The 15843-nt window shown below is 60.0% G+C and carries 16 protein-coding genes and 1 pseudogene; 13 read left to right on the top strand and 4 right to left on the bottom strand.

All coding sequences use genetic code 11. The annotated features are described in order from the left end of the window. The first annotated feature begins 16 nt into the window (after positions 1-16). From MUN79_RS06565 to MUN79_RS06535, 9 genes and pseudogenes are all read left to right on the top strand, one after another. On the top strand, positions 17-808 hold the full coding sequence (locus MUN79_RS06565) for a hypothetical protein (RefSeq protein WP_244676937.1): 792 nt from the start codon (positions 17-19) through the stop codon (positions 806-808). A gap of 64 nt (positions 809-872) precedes the next feature. Further along, positions 873-1832 carry an AAA family ATPase gene (locus tag MUN79_RS06560; RefSeq protein ID WP_375378211.1) on the top strand — a complete coding sequence of 320 codons (960 nt, stop codon included), beginning with the start codon at positions 873-875 and terminating at the stop codon, positions 1830-1832. 119 nt (positions 1833-1951) lie between these two features. Continuing rightward, positions 1952-2833 carry a DUF58 domain-containing protein gene (locus tag MUN79_RS06555; RefSeq protein ID WP_244676936.1) on the top strand — a complete coding sequence of 294 codons (882 nt, stop codon included), beginning with the start codon at positions 1952-1954 and terminating at the stop codon, positions 2831-2833. Between the two features lie 69 nt (positions 2834-2902). Beyond that, positions 2903-3121 (top strand): annotated as a pseudogene (locus MUN79_RS31710) (BatA domain-containing protein); the annotation flags it as partial. 14 nt (positions 3122-3135) lie between these two features. Further along, the gene (locus MUN79_RS06550) at positions 3136-4458 is read left to right on the top strand and encodes a hypothetical protein (RefSeq protein WP_244676935.1); all 1323 of its coding nucleotides are present in this window, start codon (positions 3136-3138) and stop codon (positions 4456-4458) included. Further along, on the top strand, positions 4455-5207 hold the full coding sequence (locus MUN79_RS32345) for a hypothetical protein (protein ID WP_511177067.1): 753 nt from the start codon (positions 4455-4457) through the stop codon (positions 5205-5207). The genes MUN79_RS06550 and MUN79_RS32345 overlap by 4 nt, the downstream gene beginning before the upstream one ends. Beyond that, on the top strand, positions 5123-6115 hold the full coding sequence (locus MUN79_RS06545) for a hypothetical protein (protein WP_511177066.1): 993 nt from the start codon (positions 5123-5125) through the stop codon (positions 6113-6115). The genes MUN79_RS32345 and MUN79_RS06545 overlap by 85 nt, the downstream gene beginning before the upstream one ends. Further along, complete coding sequence (locus MUN79_RS06540) at positions 6064-6699, top strand: hypothetical protein (protein ID WP_244676934.1); 636 nt, start codon at positions 6064-6066, stop codon at positions 6697-6699. The genes MUN79_RS06545 and MUN79_RS06540 overlap by 52 nt, the downstream gene beginning before the upstream one ends. A gap of 12 nt (positions 6700-6711) precedes the next feature. Then, on the top strand, positions 6712-8514 hold the full coding sequence (locus MUN79_RS06535) for a hypothetical protein (protein ID WP_244676933.1): 1803 nt from the start codon (positions 6712-6714) through the stop codon (positions 8512-8514). A gap of 16 nt (positions 8515-8530) precedes the next feature. Here the strand turns inward: MUN79_RS06535 and MUN79_RS06530 are convergent, their stop codons facing one another. Beyond that, positions 8531-8773: a hypothetical protein gene (locus MUN79_RS06530; RefSeq protein WP_244676932.1), complete on the bottom strand. Its 243-nt coding sequence runs from the start codon at positions 8771-8773 to the stop codon at positions 8531-8533. 144 nt (positions 8774-8917) lie between these two features. After that, complete coding sequence (locus MUN79_RS06525; protein WP_244676931.1) at positions 8918-9160, bottom strand: hypothetical protein; 243 nt, start codon at positions 9158-9160, stop codon at positions 8918-8920. A gap of 135 nt (positions 9161-9295) precedes the next feature. On the opposite strand from MUN79_RS06525, the gene MUN79_RS06520 reads away from it, so the two are divergent. The 4 genes from MUN79_RS06520 (at position 9296) to MUN79_RS06505 (ending at position 12205) form a co-directional block, all read left to right on the top strand. After that, positions 9296-9883 carry an RNA polymerase sigma factor gene (locus MUN79_RS06520; protein WP_244676930.1) on the top strand — a complete coding sequence of 196 codons (588 nt, stop codon included), beginning with the start codon at positions 9296-9298 and terminating at the stop codon, positions 9881-9883. Between the two features lie 43 nt (positions 9884-9926). Then, positions 9927-11087, top strand: coding sequence for a S1C family serine protease (locus MUN79_RS06515; RefSeq protein WP_244676929.1), 1161 nt, complete (start codon positions 9927-9929; stop codon positions 11085-11087). Positions 11088-11439: 352 nt separating this feature from the next. Continuing rightward, positions 11440-11811 (top strand): hypothetical protein, encoded by a 372-nt coding sequence (locus tag MUN79_RS06510; protein WP_244676928.1) that lies wholly within the window; start codon positions 11440-11442, stop codon positions 11809-11811. A gap of 169 nt (positions 11812-11980) precedes the next feature. Continuing rightward, the gene (locus tag MUN79_RS06505; RefSeq protein ID WP_244676927.1) at positions 11981-12205 is read left to right on the top strand and encodes a hypothetical protein; all 225 of its coding nucleotides are present in this window, start codon (positions 11981-11983) and stop codon (positions 12203-12205) included. Positions 12206-12546: 341 nt separating this feature from the next. On the opposite strand, the gene MUN79_RS06500 is transcribed toward MUN79_RS06505, so the two are convergent. Both MUN79_RS06500 and MUN79_RS06495 read right to left on the bottom strand, forming a co-directional pair. Beyond that, positions 12547-13224, bottom strand: coding sequence for an SOS response-associated peptidase (locus tag MUN79_RS06500; protein ID WP_244676926.1), 678 nt, complete (start codon positions 13222-13224; stop codon positions 12547-12549). A 259-nt stretch (positions 13225-13483) separates the two neighbouring features. After that, positions 13484-15448: an Ig-like domain-containing protein gene (locus MUN79_RS06495; RefSeq protein WP_244676925.1), complete on the bottom strand. Its 1965-nt coding sequence runs from the start codon at positions 15446-15448 to the stop codon at positions 13484-13486. Positions 15449-15843: the final 395 nt, after the last annotated feature.

Here is a 15843-nt window from a genome sequence, read left to right as displayed (position 1 = left end):
CTAACCGCCCCACATTATGCAGCCATTTCTGTTGGCGTTTGTCGATACTCCAGCCTTTGAATTCATCATGTGGCTGCTGCTGATTGGGGCAGTCCTTGGGGCAATAGCGGCGCTTGTGGTCTTTTTCCTGGGTGCGCGCTTCGCCCTTCAGAGTGGGCGGCAACTACGGGCAGCCGAAACCTGGCCGCAACGCTTCCGCGCCGTCACCCCGTTGCTGGTGCTGACTTTTGTCGTTGGTAGTTGGCTGTTGTATAGCCGCATTGCCACCCATTATCAAGCCAGGCGGCTGGCCGAGCAGCGAGTTATAGCGCAGCAAAGAGTCGATTCCTTGCGCTCTGCCGTAATCGGAACCTACAGGCTGGCCGATTCTACGCACACAACCAGATTGGCAGCAACCTCCCGGCGTGGGCTGGCCCAACCGAGCGGACATACCGTAGCCGACACTGCGGTTGTTGCTGCTGAAGCAGTATTGCCTTTCGTTGAGCTGGTGGTGCGGGCCGACAGCACCTTTCACTATACCAGCAACATAGTTGGGGATGCCACTGGCGCAACCCAACAGGGCCGCTGGAAAGTAGAATGCAGCTTTTGCTATGGAACACCGGATGGTTTTACCACCCGCATCAACTTTTATGAGCCGAATTTCTACACGATAAATCCGTATAGCGGCCGCTATGAAACCAGCAACACACTAGTTTCATTTTATGAAAAAAGGGACCTCCGCTTCATGGGCAGCTGCAAGCAGCGGGGGACTTCCGCCTGGCTTCAGTTAAAAAAAGTTAGTTCTGAAGCTGCTTCTGCCGCCCTTTGAAGCAACCATTGCCCCGCAACACTTTCTTTCAGGCACACTCTCTCCCTTCTCTACTCTGCTTTCCGTGACCGAACAAGACGTACGAACCCTACTGGCCAAGCTGCCGCCGCTGCGCGAGGAAATCGGCAAAATTATCGTGGGCCAGCAGCAGGTGCTGGATGAAGTGCTGGTGGCGCTGCTGGCCGGCGGCCACGCCCTGCTGGAAGGCGTACCGGGCCTGGCCAAAACCCTGCTGGTGCGCACCTTAGCCTCGGCCACCGATTTGCCCTTCCGCCGCATCCAGTTCACCCCGGATCTGATGCCGACCGATATTCTAGGCACCGAGGTGCTGGAAGAAGACCACGGCACGGGCCACCGCTCCTTTAAGTTCAACCAGGGACCCATCTTCGCCAGCCTCGTACTCGCCGACGAAATCAACCGGACCCCGCCCAAAACTCAGGCCGCTCTGCTCGAAGCCATGCAGGAAGGTCACGTGACCTACGCCGGCCAGGAACACGCCTTGCCCAAGCCATTTTTCCTGCTGGCGACGCAAAACCCCATCGAGCAAAGCGGCACCTACCCGCTGCCCGAAGCTCAGCTCGACCGGTTTTTGCTCTACATCCGCATCGGCTACCCCACCGAGCAGGAAGAGCTGGCCGTGCTCAGCGGCACCACCGGCTCGGCCCGGGCCGAAGTGAAGCCCGTGCTAGGCGGCGAGGACATCCGGCAGTTGCAGCAGCTGGTGCGCCAGGTGAGCCTCAGCCCCGAGCTGCTCGACTTCGTGAACCGCCTTGTGCGCGCCACCCGGCCGGCTACTTCCACGGTGAAGTTTATTCAGGAATACGGCCGTTGGGGCGCGGGCCCACGGGCCGGTCAAGCCCTGATTTTGTGCGCCAAGGCCCGGGCCCTGCTGCAGGGCCGCTTCGCCGCCACCCTGGACGATATCCGCACCCTGGCCCCGCCGGTGTTGCGCCACCGCGTACTGCTCAACTTCAACGCCGAAGCCGAAAACCTCACCCCGACGATGCCGTGGCCGAGCTATTGAACGCCGTAACGGTTTAAAAATTAGAACCGAGAGGGTAGCACTTAGCGGTTGTCATATTCCCCATTCTTATTTCGCACCTCCTAATCTGAGTTCTAACCGCTCAGTTCTTAGCTCTAAAAATGCTTACTCCCGAACTTCTCCACGCGCTGCGCAACCTGCCGCTGGCGGCCAAACAGGCGGCCGAGGGCTTTCTGGCGGGTCAGCACCTGAGCCGGCGGCGCGGGGCAGGCATGGAGTTCAGCCAGTACCGGCCCTACCAGCCCGGCGACGACCTGCGCCGCCTCGACTGGCGCCTGGCCGCCCGCTCCGACCGATACTACATTCGCGAGTCGGAAGTGGATACCAGCCTGACCGTGCACCTGCTGCTGGACGCCAGCGCCTCGATGAACCACCGCGACGACAACGGCCTAACCAAGCTGGAGTATGGTCGGCTGCTGCTGGCGGCTCTGGCTTATCTGGCGCAAAACCAGGGCGACGCGGTGAGCCTCAGCATTTTGCACCCCGAAGGCCTGGTGCACCTGCCCGCCCGCGCCGATGCCCGCCAATTGCCCCGCCTCTACCAGGCCTTGCAGAACACGACTGGCATGGGCCGCTTCCCCGAAGCCGCTCAGCTGGCCCCGCTGCTGGCCCGCCGGCAGCGCGCCCTGACTGTGTGCGTGAGCGACCTGTACGAGGAGCAAGGCGAAATAAACTCCCTGCTGACCCGCCTGCGCACGGTGGCCGGCGACGTGCTGCTACTACACCTGATGGCCGGCAATGAGCTGACCTTCAGCTACCGGGGCGCCGTAACCTTTGAAGACCTCGAAACCGGCCAGACCCTGCAGCTCAACGCCGAAGACCAGCGCCGCCACTACCAAGAACAGTTGCAGCAGTGGCTGCGCACCACCGCCCACACCGCCCGCCGCCAGGGACTCGACTACTTCCAGCTGAGCACGGCCGAGCCGCTGGATGGGGCCCTGCGGGAATTTTTGCGCCGCCGCCAAGCCACCTCCTTTCACTAGCCGGTGTCTTTGCGCCGCCGGTCTGCTGAAGGCCGTACTCTTACATCTTTGCTTTAATTCTTCGCCGCATTGCTCACGTTTCTTGCTCCTTCCGGTTTGCTGGCGTTGCTGGGCGTAGCGGTTCCTATAGCCATTCACCTGTGGAACCGCCGGCCGGGGCGCACGGTGCAGGTGGGCAGCATTCGGTGGCTGGACGCGGCGGCTAACCGCCGCCTGCGCAACCTCAAGCTGGAACAGGTAGCCCTGCTTTTGCTGCGGCTGTTGCTGGTAGCGGTGCTGGCTTTGGCTCTGGCTAATCCCGTGTGGCGGCAGCCGCCCCGCCCCGCCGCGGCCAGGTGTTTATCAGCCCCGACTTGCTGGCTTCCGAGTCGATGGCTGCTGTGCGCCCGGCTATTGACTCGCTGCGCCGCCGGGGTTTCGTGCTGCGGCAGCTCGGCCCGCGCTTTCCCCGCCTTTCGGATACAGCGTGGCAGCAGCTGGCTACGCAACCCGCTTCACCCCCAGCCCCGGCGGCCAGCTACCAGTTCTGGACCCGCGTGCGCCAGGCCACCGATTCCTTTCCCGGCCGGCCGCTATATGTCTACACGTCGGCTGCTTTGCGCCACTTTCAGGGTCGCCGCCCGGCTTTGCCCGCTACCGTGCATTGGCAAACCGTGCCGCTGCCCATTGCTGAAACTACGTGGCTGCGTGGGGCCAGCCTACCAAAGCCCGACAGTCTGCGCCTGACCGTCAGCCGCAGCACGGAAGATGGTGTGTATACCAGAGCAGTTACCTTAGCCCGTCCGCAGCAAGCTACGGCCCAGCTTGCCCGCGTGCCTGGTTTGCCCCCACTGACGTATACGTTGACGGCAGACTCCAGCTTTATCCGGGTTCAGGGCGCGGATTCAGCGCGGATTCCGGTAGTCACGGAGCCACTGCGGGTGTGGCTTTACCACGATGCTGGCCATGCCCTGGATGCCCGCTACCTGGCTGCCGCCCTGCGCGCCGCTTCCCTGGGCCTCACGCCGCGGCTGGAGCTGACTGTGGCTACCCGCTTACCCCAGGCTGGCGCCCCGCTCAACTGGCTTTTCTGGCTGGCTGATGCGCCCGTGCCCGCTACCTGGCAGCAGCAAATTCCCCAGGGGCTTCAGCTGTGGCAGGATGCCCGCCTGCCAGGCATGGCCTTGGCTACCAGCTTTTCCGTCGCGCCGCACGCCGGCCTTTATTCGCTGACCCGCCTGGATACCGTACAAAACCAGGCTGGCGCGGCCATACTCTGGCAAGCCGCCAACGGCCGGCCCGTACTGAGCCGCCGCCCATCGGGCAAGGGCGCGGCCTACCAGCTGTATACCCGGCTGCACCCGGCCTGGAGCCGGCTGGACGACAGCCCCGATTTGCCTTTGCTTTTTTTGGACTTACTGCAGCCTGCCTCCCCGATGGCACCAAACGTGCACGACCAGCGCCAGTTGGCTCCAAGCCAGATTGTAAATAGCGCGGCTTCCCAAACAACCAGTATCAGCAGCCGGCGCACCGCGCCCACCGATACGGATTTACGCCTCTGGCTGGTAGTGGCGGCCGCCCTGCTCTGGCTGCTGGAACGCCTGGTGGCCGCCCGTACTTTTGCTGCTAAAGGGCTTACCACATGAGTACCGTTACGAATCATACTACGGCTGACACCGGCCCCGACTTGCTGCGGCAGATTCGGCGGGCCCACTACGGACGATGCTCGGCCACGGTGCTGCTGCCCACGGCAGCCCTGCTCGGGTTACTGTTCGGGCTGGCCAGGCGTGTTCCGACTTGGATGCCGTTGCTAAGCGGTGTGGGTCTGGCCCTTCTGGCTTTTAGTGCCTGGCGCCTGTGGCGGATGTGGCGCCAGCCCCTGGCCGCCACGGCTCAGCGCCTGGACCGGGAATTTGCGGAGCTGGAAGACAGTACCGGTCTGCTGTTGCGCCCAACGACGGAGCTGAATTTGCTTGAGCAGCTGCAGCAGCAGCACGTAGCCAGCCAGTTAAGCCAGCTGCAACAGCAGCGCCCCCTGCTTCCTGTATCCTTTACCCCGGCGCTGCTGGTCACCGCTGCGGCTCTGCTGGCCTTGGTCGGGTTGCGGTTCTGGCCCGCACCGGCCACTTTGAAAGCTGCTGCCCCGGGTCCGAATGTGGCCCTGCATTTTCCGGCTCAGCCAGGCAAAGCCGCTACGCCCGCCGCGCCGCGCATCACCGAAACCCGGATTCAGATTGCCCGCCCGCCTACACCCGCCGCCCGGGCTTTACTGCCGCCGAGCCCTCGTTTCGCTGTCCGCAGAACTCTCGCGTGCAGTGGACCGTGCGCGTATCGCGGGCCGGGGGCCTGCCCCAGCTCGAAGTCGGGGGCCGGCGGCTGCGGTTTCAGCCGGTAGCTGGTCAGCCCCTGACCTTTACGATAACGCACGTGTTTACCACTTCCACCCTGTACCGCATCCGTTTTGCCGGCCAGGTATCCGATGATTACGCGGTGGAAGTGCAGCCTGACCGGGGCCCTGGCATCCAGATTCGCACTCCTAAACCGTACACCCTCGTTGAGTTTGGCCAAAAGCCCCAGGTCAGCGTGCAGGTGGCGCTTAGCGACGATTACGGCCTGACCCGGGCCCGCCTGGTAGCCACCGTGGCGCAGGGCCAGGGCGAAGCCGTGAAGTTCCGGGAAGTTGCCACCGACCTGAGCGGCAGCCTGCGTAACCAGCCTACTCAGGCCAGTCTCACGCACCTACTGAAGCTACCGGAACTGGGCCTCACCTACGGCGACGAGGTATACTTCTACGTGCAGGCCTGGGACAACAACCGCCACAGCACCCGTTCCGACTCGTACCTGGTGCAGTGGGAAGACACAACCGTGGACGATTCCGGCTCGGATATGGCCATGGGCGTCAACGTGGTACCAGCTTATTTCCGCAGTCAGCGCCAAGTGATTATTGATACCGAGAAGCTGCTGGCCGAGAGGAAACAGCTCGACGCCAGCACTTTTACCACCCGAGCCAACGACCTGGGCCACGACCAGAAAGTACTCCGGCTGCGCTACGGCAAGTTTTTGGGCGAGGAATTTGAGGAAAGCTTCGGCCAAAGCGCCACCCGCCCGCCCGTAGCCGAATCCGATGACGACCACGCCGACGAAGCGCCCCACACCGAGGGCGAAGAAGCCGGCCATGACCACGAACACACCCCGCCCCAGCTGCCGGTGCCTCGGTCCTTGCCGAGTCGGAAGCCCTGCTCGACCCCTACGTGCACCACCACGACGACTCTGAAACAGCCGACTTTCTGGAACCGGCCGTGAAAGCCAAGCTCCGCGGAGTGCTCAGCCAGATGTGGGAAGCGGAGCTGCGCCTGCGCACGGCCCGGCCCGCTGAGGCCCTGCCCTACGAGTACCGGGCCCTGCGCCTGCTCAAGCAAGTGCAGCAGCAAACCCGCCTTTACGTGCGCAAATCCGGCTTCGAGCCGCCCGTCATACCCGAATCGACTACCCGGCTGACCGGAGAGCTGCAAGGAGCCACGCCACCCCGGCTCCAGGCCCAGCTGCCCGCACCAGCCACTCAGCCCACAATTCAGGCAGCGCTGCGGCTGCTCTCAACCCTGCGCCAGGGTGCTGCCATCAAGCCCGCCGAGGCCGTGCTGCTGGACCGCGCCAGTCCTGCAGCGGCTCAGGCCGCCCTGCGCAACCCCGGCCGCTACTTAGCCGCCGTGCGCTACCTGCGCCAGCTCTCCGCCGAAATCCGGGCCAGAGCTAAACCCTGCCTGTCCTGTGCCGCCACGGTCGAATCAGCCCTTACCGACTTGCTTCCCCCGCCGCCATCGGCCCCCAGCCGCGCCCTCGGCCCCGACCGTCTGGCGCGCCGGTATTTCTTGGAGCTGAGCCGGTAGTCTGCCTTTCCTATGTTCCAATCCGCCCCTTATTACCTGTTATTACCGCTTTGCGTGCTGCTGGCTTTGGGCCTGACGGTAGCGGCCCTACGCCGCTCCAACCGCCAGCGGCTGTTCCTGCGCCTGCTTGCCGGTTGGCTGGCCGTGCTGGGCCTGTGGGCTACAGCCTATCCGCCCCGGCATAGCGTGCGGGGAGCCAGTCTGGAAGCCGTAGTACTCACCCCCGGGTACCAGCCGGATACGCTGCGCCGGGTAGTACGCCTGCTGGGACCAGCTACCAAAGTCTGGCGTTTGGGCTTTGCGTCGGCTTCGGATACGCCCAGCCTGCATAGCCTGCTGCTTTTGCGGGAGCAGTACCCCGGCCTTCGTCGTCTGCACGTGCTAGGACAGGGCCTGCCATTGGAGGAGTTGCCTAATTTGGGTTCTTTAAGGCTGGTACAGCATGGTACCCCGGCCTTCGCAGGGTTTCAGCAAGCCGTATGGAGCCGCCGCCTGGAACTTGGCCAACGGCTGCAGGTAGCGGGCACCTTTACGGCCGGTTCGGCTTCTACTTCACCCGTGTGGGTCAGCCTGCGTGGCACCGGCCGCCCTATCGATTCAGTTCTGCTAAAAACCGGCCACGGCCCTTTCCAGTTGCGCGCTCTGCCCAAGACCACAGGCCCAGTGGTGTACCGGCTTCAGGCCCGCCATGCCGGTCAGGTGGTGGCAACTGAGCCCGTGCCCCTGCAAATAACAGCCCCAAGCCCCCAACGCCTGCTCTTACTGAGCAGCACGGCTTCCTTCGAGTTTAAGTTTCTGAAAAACTACCTTGGGGCCCAGCAGCACCGCGTAGCCCTGCGCACGGGCATTAGCCGGGGCCTGCTCCAAACCGAGTTTCTCAACCAGCCCGCCCATGAGCTTAGCCGCCTCAACAGCACTACGCTGGCTCGATACGATGCCGTCCTGACCGACGCGGCCGTGCTCAGTTCCCTTACCCCCGGGGAAGTACAAGCACTAACAGCGGCGGTGCGCACTACGGGCCTGGGGTTGCTCGTGCTGGCCGATGCCGGAGCGCTGCCCCGTACGTTGCCGGCCCGGTCTAGCTTCACCGCCGTACCCCGCCCCACCAGCTCCAGTGACCGTCCGCAACCCATCCGCTGGCCCGACGCCGCTGCACCTGTCCTGGCACTAGTGCCCGCTACGCTTCGCCTCGCTTCCTCCGCCCGACCGGTGGTAACCAACCAGCAACAGCAGCCGCTGGTAGCTACGCAGCGGGCAGGTCTGGGCTCGGTCACGGTTTCCGTATTGCCTCAGACTTTCCCCTGGGCCTTACAGGGAGCCGCGGCAACGTATAGCAGTTTTTGGAGCCTGTTACTACAAGCCACCGTCCGTCCGGAGGCACCGCAGGCGCGCTGGCAGCTCCTCACTGCCTGGCCCCGCCCGGAGCAGCCAGTTCAATTACGGCTGAGCTCCGCTACTTTTCCGGCGGTGTCGCCCCTAGTTTCGGGTTCTCCGCCCGCTGCGGCTGTTCCACTTTCCTTAGAGCAGCAAGCGGAGTTGCCAGAGTGGAAAACCGGTCAATTCTGGCCCCGCTCAGCGGGCTGGCATGAGGTACGACTGACTTCGCAGCCTACCTTCTCTTTCTATGTCTTTGGCCCTCAGGAGTGGCAGGGGCCGGAAATAGCATTGCGCCGACAAGCAGCAGCCCGCTTTCAAGCCACTTCCACTCTGGCCGCTAGTCCGGGGGCAGTAGTGCAGCAACCGTACCCGGCTGTCTGGTTTTTTGCGCTGTTTATTTTCAGCGCCGGGTTTCTATGGCTCGAAGAAAAGCTTTAACGGACCTTTCTATGCTTTAGTAGCGGATATCGGGATGACCGTTTAGCAAAGTATCTTCCGTATCACCGACCAGATATTCGCCCACGGCCAACACAGTAGCAGGTGTGGCCGATAGTTCAGCTTCCTGCGCAGATGTTTCTTCCAGTGGGGTGCCGTTTATGGTCTTTCCTGCAATACCGGAAAGTGACGTAGGCAGATGGCTAGGCAATAATGTCTCAGGCAAGGCAGATAATAATAGCTTGGAAAAATGCAGACGCAAATATTGCATTAAAATACTTAAATATTTAATCTATTCATTATTATAATTATTTCTTAACTCTCTGAGAAACAGAAACGGCCCGGTCCTCCAAGCTGGAGAATCGGGCCGTTTGCAGGTTACAAGCCAGCCAAGGCTGGCGCGTAATTACTTCTGCTCAGTCGTGGTCGTGGTGGTCGAAGCCTCGGTGGTAGCAGCAGGAGCAGCAGCAGCCGTGGTGTCAGCCGACGTAGTCGTGGTCGAAGCCGAATCCGTAGTGGTCGTGGTAGCTTCCGTAGCAGGAGCTTCAACAGTCGTAGTCTCGGTGGTTTCAGCAGTCTTCGACTCGCACGAAGCAAGCGTGGTAGCGAATACGAGAGCCAGGGCAGAAACCTTCAGGAGATTCTTCATTTTGGTGTTACGTTTGGAAAATTTTAGTCTGAAAAACGCCCTTCATACCGTCTTTTGAAGAAGGTAACCCGACTGTAGAAAAAATATTTTTCACGGGTTACCAAAGGGCCCGCACTGTATTAACCAACAAAGCGAATGGGTAAGGGAATTCCTTCCTACACCGATGAAGAGTTCGTGGCGGCTATCCGCCAGGGCGACGACCGGGCGCTGGCACAGCTCTACCGTTTGCATCTGCCAATGGTCTTGCACTACGTTCTGCAAAACAGCGGAACCGAGGACGAGGCCAAGGATGTGTACCAGGAAGGCGTGATGGTATTTTATGAAAAGGTACGCGAAGGCTCCCTGGAGCTAAGCTGCCAGATCAAGACTTACCTCTACGCCGTGTGCCGCCGTCTGTGGCTCAAGCGCCTCGCCGAGAAAACCCGCTTCGGCGGCCGCCTCGACGACCATGAACCCTACCTCGAAACTGGTGCCGAGGCCGATCTGGTCCTGGCCGAGGAGCGTGACAAACGTTTCGCGACCATGAGCGAGGCTCTGGAACGAGTGGGAGAACCCTGTCGTTCGCTTTTAGAAGGTTTTTACCTGCTGGATAAGTCTATGCAGCAGCTTACGGCGGAGTTTGGCTACACCAACGCCGACAATGCCAAGAATCAAAAATATAAGTGCCTGGTGCGCCTGAAAAAGCTGTTCTTCGCCCATTACAAGGAGGAAGAATCGTTTTGACTGGTACCAAGCAGATAGCAGGGCACCCACTCTGCGCCAGACTATGAAAACGGAAGCTGACTATTACGCTTTATTCGAAGCCTACCAGACGGGTGGGCTGACGGCTATGGAGCGCGCCGACCTGGAGCGCCGCCTGGCCGCGGATCCTGATTTTGCCCAGAATTTCGCCGACTTTAGCCAGTTAACCAGCACGCTGCACGGCTACGGAGAGCGGCTGGCCACGCGCCGTAAGCTGCACGCCATCCAGGCTGATATGGATGCCGAAGCCGCCGTGCGCTTGGACGGCGAAACGCTGGAAACCGGCAACCTCCTGATGCCCCAGGTGTACATCTCACCAGTCGAGCGCAAGCTGCGCCAATTCTGGGGCAACCACCGGGCTACGGCCATGGTGGCCGCTTCGGTAGCAGTACTGGCTGTATTTGCCACCCTGCTCGGACTGGAATGGTGGCGTACAGCCCAGCGCCCTTCCCAGTACGGCTACACCGTGCTGCGTCGTGAAGTAGAGCGTATCAAGCAAACTCAGAAGGCCATGAACCGGGCCATCAACCAGATTGATGGAGTCAAGCCGGATACGGAAGCCAATCCGGGCAAATTCAGTGGTACGGGCTTTGCGCTCACCGCCGATGGTTACCTGGTGACCAGCTACCACGTAATTCAGGGCGCCGACTCGCTGCTGATTGAGAGCCGAGACCGGCAGCGCTACCGCGCGGAGCCCGTATTCACGGACGTCGCCCACGACTTGGCCATTCTGCGCATCAAGGACCGGAAGTTCAACGGCTTTGGCCGCCTGCCTTACTCTTTCAAGCGCGGCACGGCCGACCTGGGCGAGAAAGTTTTTACCCTGGGCTACCCTCGTGAAGATGTAGTGTTTGGGGAAGGCTCGCTGAGCGCCCGCTCCGGCTTTGAGGGCGACACGGCCTTTTATCAGATTTCGATTCCGGTAAACCCGGGCAACAGTGGTGGACCGCTGCTTGACGACCGGGGCAACCTGATTGGTATCATCAGCGGGCGGCAAGCTGATATGCAAAGCGCCGCCTTTGCTACCAAGTCGTCATACCTGATGCGCCTGGTCGATTCGCTCTCGAATGCGGGTACGGCTCAGCCCTACAATGTACCTCGCTCCAACCAATTGGCGGGCACCTCGCGCCGCCAGCAAATTCGCAAGCTCCAAGACTACGTGTTCGTAGTGAAGGTATACGAGTAAGCTAAGCCCAGCTTGAATTAAAAGCCCCGCTAACACAGTGGGGCTTTTTTTATGTCTGGTAGGACGGTATGCTGAATGCTAGCCATAGCACGTCGCTAATGCTGACGATAGTCTGGACAGGTGCCCCGGGCAGTTTCTCGCGGCCTAAGAGCGGCGCAAGCCGGTAAACATCCGCATCTAACCCATCACAGTTCAACCGTTGACAGAAGGTATCAATGGTTGAGCTGCTAGGGGCTAAATGTGAATTGCTCCCGGAAAAGTGTAGCCTGTCCGATACTTTTTGCGTACAGGCATTCCGGTGGCTTAGCCCACTGCTGTACCGACTTTTCCACCATACACCTACACCTCCGCTATGGAATCCCAAATCGAAGAACAACTGGAGAAAATTATGCCCGAAGATCTGGCCCGCACCTTTGAAAGCGCGTATCACGTGCTTGTGCAGGGCGACCATGATCATATCGATGACTTGCTGAGACACGGTGGCACCCTGCTCAAGAAAGCAGCCCAGCGCTTTACCCCTACTCAACTGATCCTAGGTATCGCCGCTATTGCAGCCGTAGCTGTAGTGGCCGTCAACCGCTCGATGGATACGCCTGATACGGCCAGCGACGACGAAGGCACTTCGGCTGAGCCCGTAAAGGAGCCAAAGGCAAGAGCTGCTGGTAGCGCCGCCAATAAAGATAATCAGGGTAACAAAGGCGCTCAGGAGCACCAGGGCCACTAATTCCCCTACCCTATTCATGTGAGCCCCGTTGGTCAGGAAGCATCCTGGCTAACGGGGCTTTTTTGCGTTCACATTATCATGTGATGCTACATTATTGCATCTATCTGATATGATTGTCTAATATTGCAACAGCAAAAGACAAAAACATCAAACCATAATACAAGTTACTATGAAAACATTTTTCGCTCTCCTGCTGACTACCGTTACTCTTTCCCTCCAGGCTGAGGCCGGCGTATCAACTGCAGCTCTGCCCCTAACGACTACCGTTAACACCGATGCGAATACTGCCTCTGACTGGGGTGTATTCAAGCGGAAGAAATACAAGCGCAAGAAGCGGCACAACGTAAATCGCAGCCGCTACAAGCGGAGTGGGCTGTTTGGCTTTGGTCGCTAAGCCTGAGCTTTTATCAAGTAAACAATTTTTACTTGTGTTTATTCAATATAATATTTACTATTACTCTTGAATCACGCAACCAATTAGCCGACCACTTCTACTCAACGCCCTATGAAAACATTTTCTTTACTCCTGCTCCTGGTTTTGGCTGGCACTGAAGCTGCAGACGCTATGACAACCGCTGCACCAGCCACTGCAGCCAAAACTTCGCTTGTAACTGTATCGGCTGAGACCGGAATATTTAGCCGTGACATAAACAAGCGGCGGAAGCGGCGGAAGTCGCGGCCGGCGTGGCGGCGGCTGGGCATTCTGCAACTGCCCGCGCCTGTTACAGCAGTAGCTTAGGCCGCCGGAGTCAGTACGCTCGGGTCGTTGTTAGCCGGCGAATTTACCAGTGTACTTACCGGATATTCCTGCATCAAGGCCGCCGAGTAGGGCTGGAGCAGCGTTTGGTGCTCACTCACTGAGTGCCCATCGTCGAGCCAGGCCAACTCGGCGTGCCGGTCGGGCAGAATAACCGGCATACGGTTGTGCAGCGAGGCCATCAGCTCATTGGGCTCGGTAGTAATAATGGTAAACGTAGGTACGACTTCCCCGGACGAGCGGTCTACCCATTCGTCCCAGAGACCGGCAAAGGCAAACGGCTGCTCGTTGCGCAGCAGAATCCGGTGGGGCGTTTTAGGTCCTTTTTTGGCCGGCGTCGTTTGTTGCCACTCGTAGAAGCTGTCGGCCAGCACCAGGCAGCGCCGCCGCTGCAGCAACTGGCGAAATGACGGCTTTTCAGACAAGGTTTCGGCCCGGGCGTTAATAGGCTTGGGCGCAGCCTTCACGTCCTTTACCCACCCGGGCAACAACCCCCACTGTACCAGCTGAATCCGGCCGGGCTCGGCGTTGGTAATGATGGGCAGCTGCTGGGAAGGGGCCGCATTATAGGTGGGCGGCATGGGCTCCAGAAAGCTGGCGTCGAAACGCTCCTCAATAACAGGAACCGGAGTAGTGAAGGTATAACGGCCGCACATACGCTTAAAAATGGCTAGGCGCGGAGAATCAACTCCGCAAGTGAACAAGGTTGGTAAGGTACGCCCCCGGACCACCGGGAGTTTTCAGATGGGTGCAGTCTGGGGCCCAAAAAGCCCCACCTGCCAGTGCGCCCATTCCTGTGACGACAGAACTTTACCAGCTATTTAAACGCAACAAAGCCGCTGGCGGTGCCAGCGGCTTTGTTCTTTTTCAGCGGCAAACGCTATTCCCGCACGAAGGGAAATACCAGTTGCTTTGTCAGGCTTTGCACTTGCAGAATGTAAGCTCCCGGGCTAGCGTAGTTACATCCAGCGGCTGCTTCTCGGCCCCGATGGCTACGTAGCGGCGTAGCACCCGGCCAGTAAGGTCGGTGAGCTGCACCTGGCACTCGCCGGCGGGCAGGCCCGTCAGGTCCAAAGTGGCCGTACCGGGGTTGGGGTTAGGATACAAGGCAACAGCCAGGGGGCGGCCGGCGGCAAACTGCACGGTACGCACGGGGCTGAGCGAAACGCTGCCATCAGTATCAACCTGCCGCAGACGGTAGTACACCAGTTTGACACCCTCACGGCCGACCTGCGCGTCGCGGTACTGGTAGGCCGACTCGGTGGTAGTAGTACCACGTCCGGTTACCGAGGCGATGCGCTGAAAGTCATTGGCGTTGAAGGAACGCTCCACCTCGAAGCGGGCATTATTCTTTTCTGAAGCAGTTTTCCAATCGAGAAGAGCATCGGCATTATCCGCTTTGGCCGAGAAGACACTAAGCTGCACGGGCAAGGGTGCACTCACCGCAGTGTTGACCGAGGACGTGTTGTTTTCCGGTATCGGGTCGGGCACGATAGTGGAATTGGCCACGGCCTGGGTGGTCGTAGTAGCGGGTTGGGAGTTGGTGACGCGGTAAACTGCCGTGTTGACCACAGCCGCTGCGCCAGAAGTCATGGAGCCAACCGTGTTGTAAGTAACCCAGCCGGTAGCTGGATCATAGCTACCATTGGGCGCCGTAACGGCCGACGGGGCTAAGCCGGCGGGCAGTTGCAGGCGCGGCACCACATTCAGGGCCGTAACACCGCCCCGGTTGGTGGTCGATACGGAGTAAGTCACGGCGGCACCCCGATTGGCCGAAGCCGGACCGTTGATGGTGGCTACCACATCGGCACCCTGCACTGTAATACGCATGTTGGCCGGGCTGGAGGTGTAGTTTGCCCCCAGAATGGAACGCATGGTGTAAGGCACTACCACCGTACCAGCAAACGTGCCGGAGGGAGTAAACGTCACTACGCCGGTATCATCTACAGCGAAGCGGCCTTTGCCGGGCACGTCCAGCGAGTTTTGCAGGCCAGCGAGGCTGGGGTTCAGGTCGACGGAAGTAACATCGATGCTGCTGCCCGGAGCCACGTCGTTATCGAGCACATTCAACGTCACCGGGGCGTTGTAGACGGTGGTAGCCAGGTCGGTGTTGGCGAAAGGCACCTGCACGATGTTCAGGTTACGAATCTCGTGAATGTTGGTGCTGCCGCCCGTGGAGCCCGAAAAGCCCAGGCGCAGGTTTTGGGGCGGGGTGGGCACCTGGAAGTTTTCGATGGCCGTGCGTATGGCGTTGCCGTGCTGAATCCGTACCGAAATCCGGTAGGTCGTGACCGTGCCCGAGGTCGTTGGCACCACGTCGATAAAGGCGCGGCGGTAGTCAGCCGTGCCGTCCTGGGCACGGGGGGTACCTACGTCCAGGGAGAAATCCAGCTCGCCGGGGTCGGTGCCGGTCAGGTAAGGATAGTCGGTAGTAGCCGAGCCGTCGCCGGCCCCGCGAATGGCAATACCGTTGGGCACTCTGCCATTACCGTCGAGTTGGGTGTTACCACCCGAGCGGCCTTCCAGACCATTGGAGTAGTTGCCAAACTCATCGAGGCCAATGCCAATATAGCCCTTGGATACCCCATCCGCCTGCGGCGCTATGGTTTTCTGGGCGTACCCGAGAGAGCCACCCGTAGCCCCGATCCGGAAGCCGGTGCTGGGCTGATCGGCATCGACCAGAAATACGCTGAAGCCGTCGGCTCCGGGCGTGGTGCCGCCGTAGGAAAAGAACTCGAAGGAGATAGTAAAGCCCGCCGACGAGGGAAAGCCCACGTTGTCAATGGCGTAACCCGCTTGGTTCTCTTCGGCGGGAGTTAGGCGCAGGTAGCCGCTGCCCACCGGGTCGTTGGTGCCACCGGTACCGGTAAGGCGGGCCACACCCCCAAAGGAAAAATTGGGGGCAGTACTGCCCTTAAAGGTTTCGTTACGCGGAAAGGCCGGGGGCGTTGTACCCTGAGCCTGCGCGGACGAGGACAGTAGCAAGCCGCCAGCCACGGCCCACAGTGTTTTCTGCCAGCGCCGAACAACAACGCGGGTAAAAGAAATAGTACAAATTGCTTGCATAGCACTTGGAGTGAGAGATTGGAAATAGAGCGGCGTATGCAATAGGTCCTCAATGAAACGAAAGAAAGTCTGCAAAGACAACAACCAGTGCAAGCATAATATTTATTAAGTGCAATATCAGAGTCAAATAATTTACTTTATACAGATATTTAGAATTTTAATCCTATTATCAAATCATAGTTTTTCCACACTTGGAATAGTTAGGGCAG

Source organism: Hymenobacter cellulosilyticus, from assembly GCF_022919215.1.
Lineage (GTDB): Bacteria > Bacteroidota > Bacteroidia > Cytophagales > Hymenobacteraceae > Hymenobacter > Hymenobacter cellulosilyticus.
This window is presented reverse-complemented; position numbering and strand designations above follow the sequence as displayed.

Bases quoted from the DNA above. Each gene is read 5' to 3' on its own strand.
- MUN79_RS06515 (WP_244676929.1), top strand. From the start codon at position 9,927: ATGAAAACGGAAGCTGACTATTACGCTTTATTCGAAGCCTACCAGACG.
- MUN79_RS06505 (WP_244676927.1), top strand. From the start codon at position 11,981: ATGAAAACATTTTTCGCTCTCCTGCTGACTACCGTTACTCTTTCCCTC.
- MUN79_RS06535 (WP_244676933.1), top strand. From the start codon at position 6,712: ATGTTCCAATCCGCCCCTTATTACCTGTTATTACCGCTTTGCGTGCTG.
- MUN79_RS06555 (WP_244676936.1), top strand. From the start codon at position 1,952: ATGCTTACTCCCGAACTTCTCCACGCGCTGCGCAACCTGCCGCTGGCG.
- MUN79_RS06500 (WP_244676926.1), bottom strand. From the start codon at position 13,224: ATGTGCGGCCGTTATACCTTCACTACTCCGGTTCCTGTTATTGAGGAG.
- MUN79_RS06510 (WP_244676928.1), top strand. From the start codon at position 11,440: ATGGAATCCCAAATCGAAGAACAACTGGAGAAAATTATGCCCGAAGAT.
- MUN79_RS06565 (WP_244676937.1), top strand. From the start codon at position 17: ATGCAGCCATTTCTGTTGGCGTTTGTCGATACTCCAGCCTTTGAATTC.
- MUN79_RS06520 (WP_244676930.1), top strand. From the start codon at position 9,296: ATGGGTAAGGGAATTCCTTCCTACACCGATGAAGAGTTCGTGGCGGCT.
- MUN79_RS06525 (WP_244676931.1), bottom strand. From the start codon at position 9,160: ATGAAGAATCTCCTGAAGGTTTCTGCCCTGGCTCTCGTATTCGCTACC.
- MUN79_RS32345 (WP_511177067.1), top strand. From the start codon at position 4,455: ATGAGTACCGTTACGAATCATACTACGGCTGACACCGGCCCCGACTTG.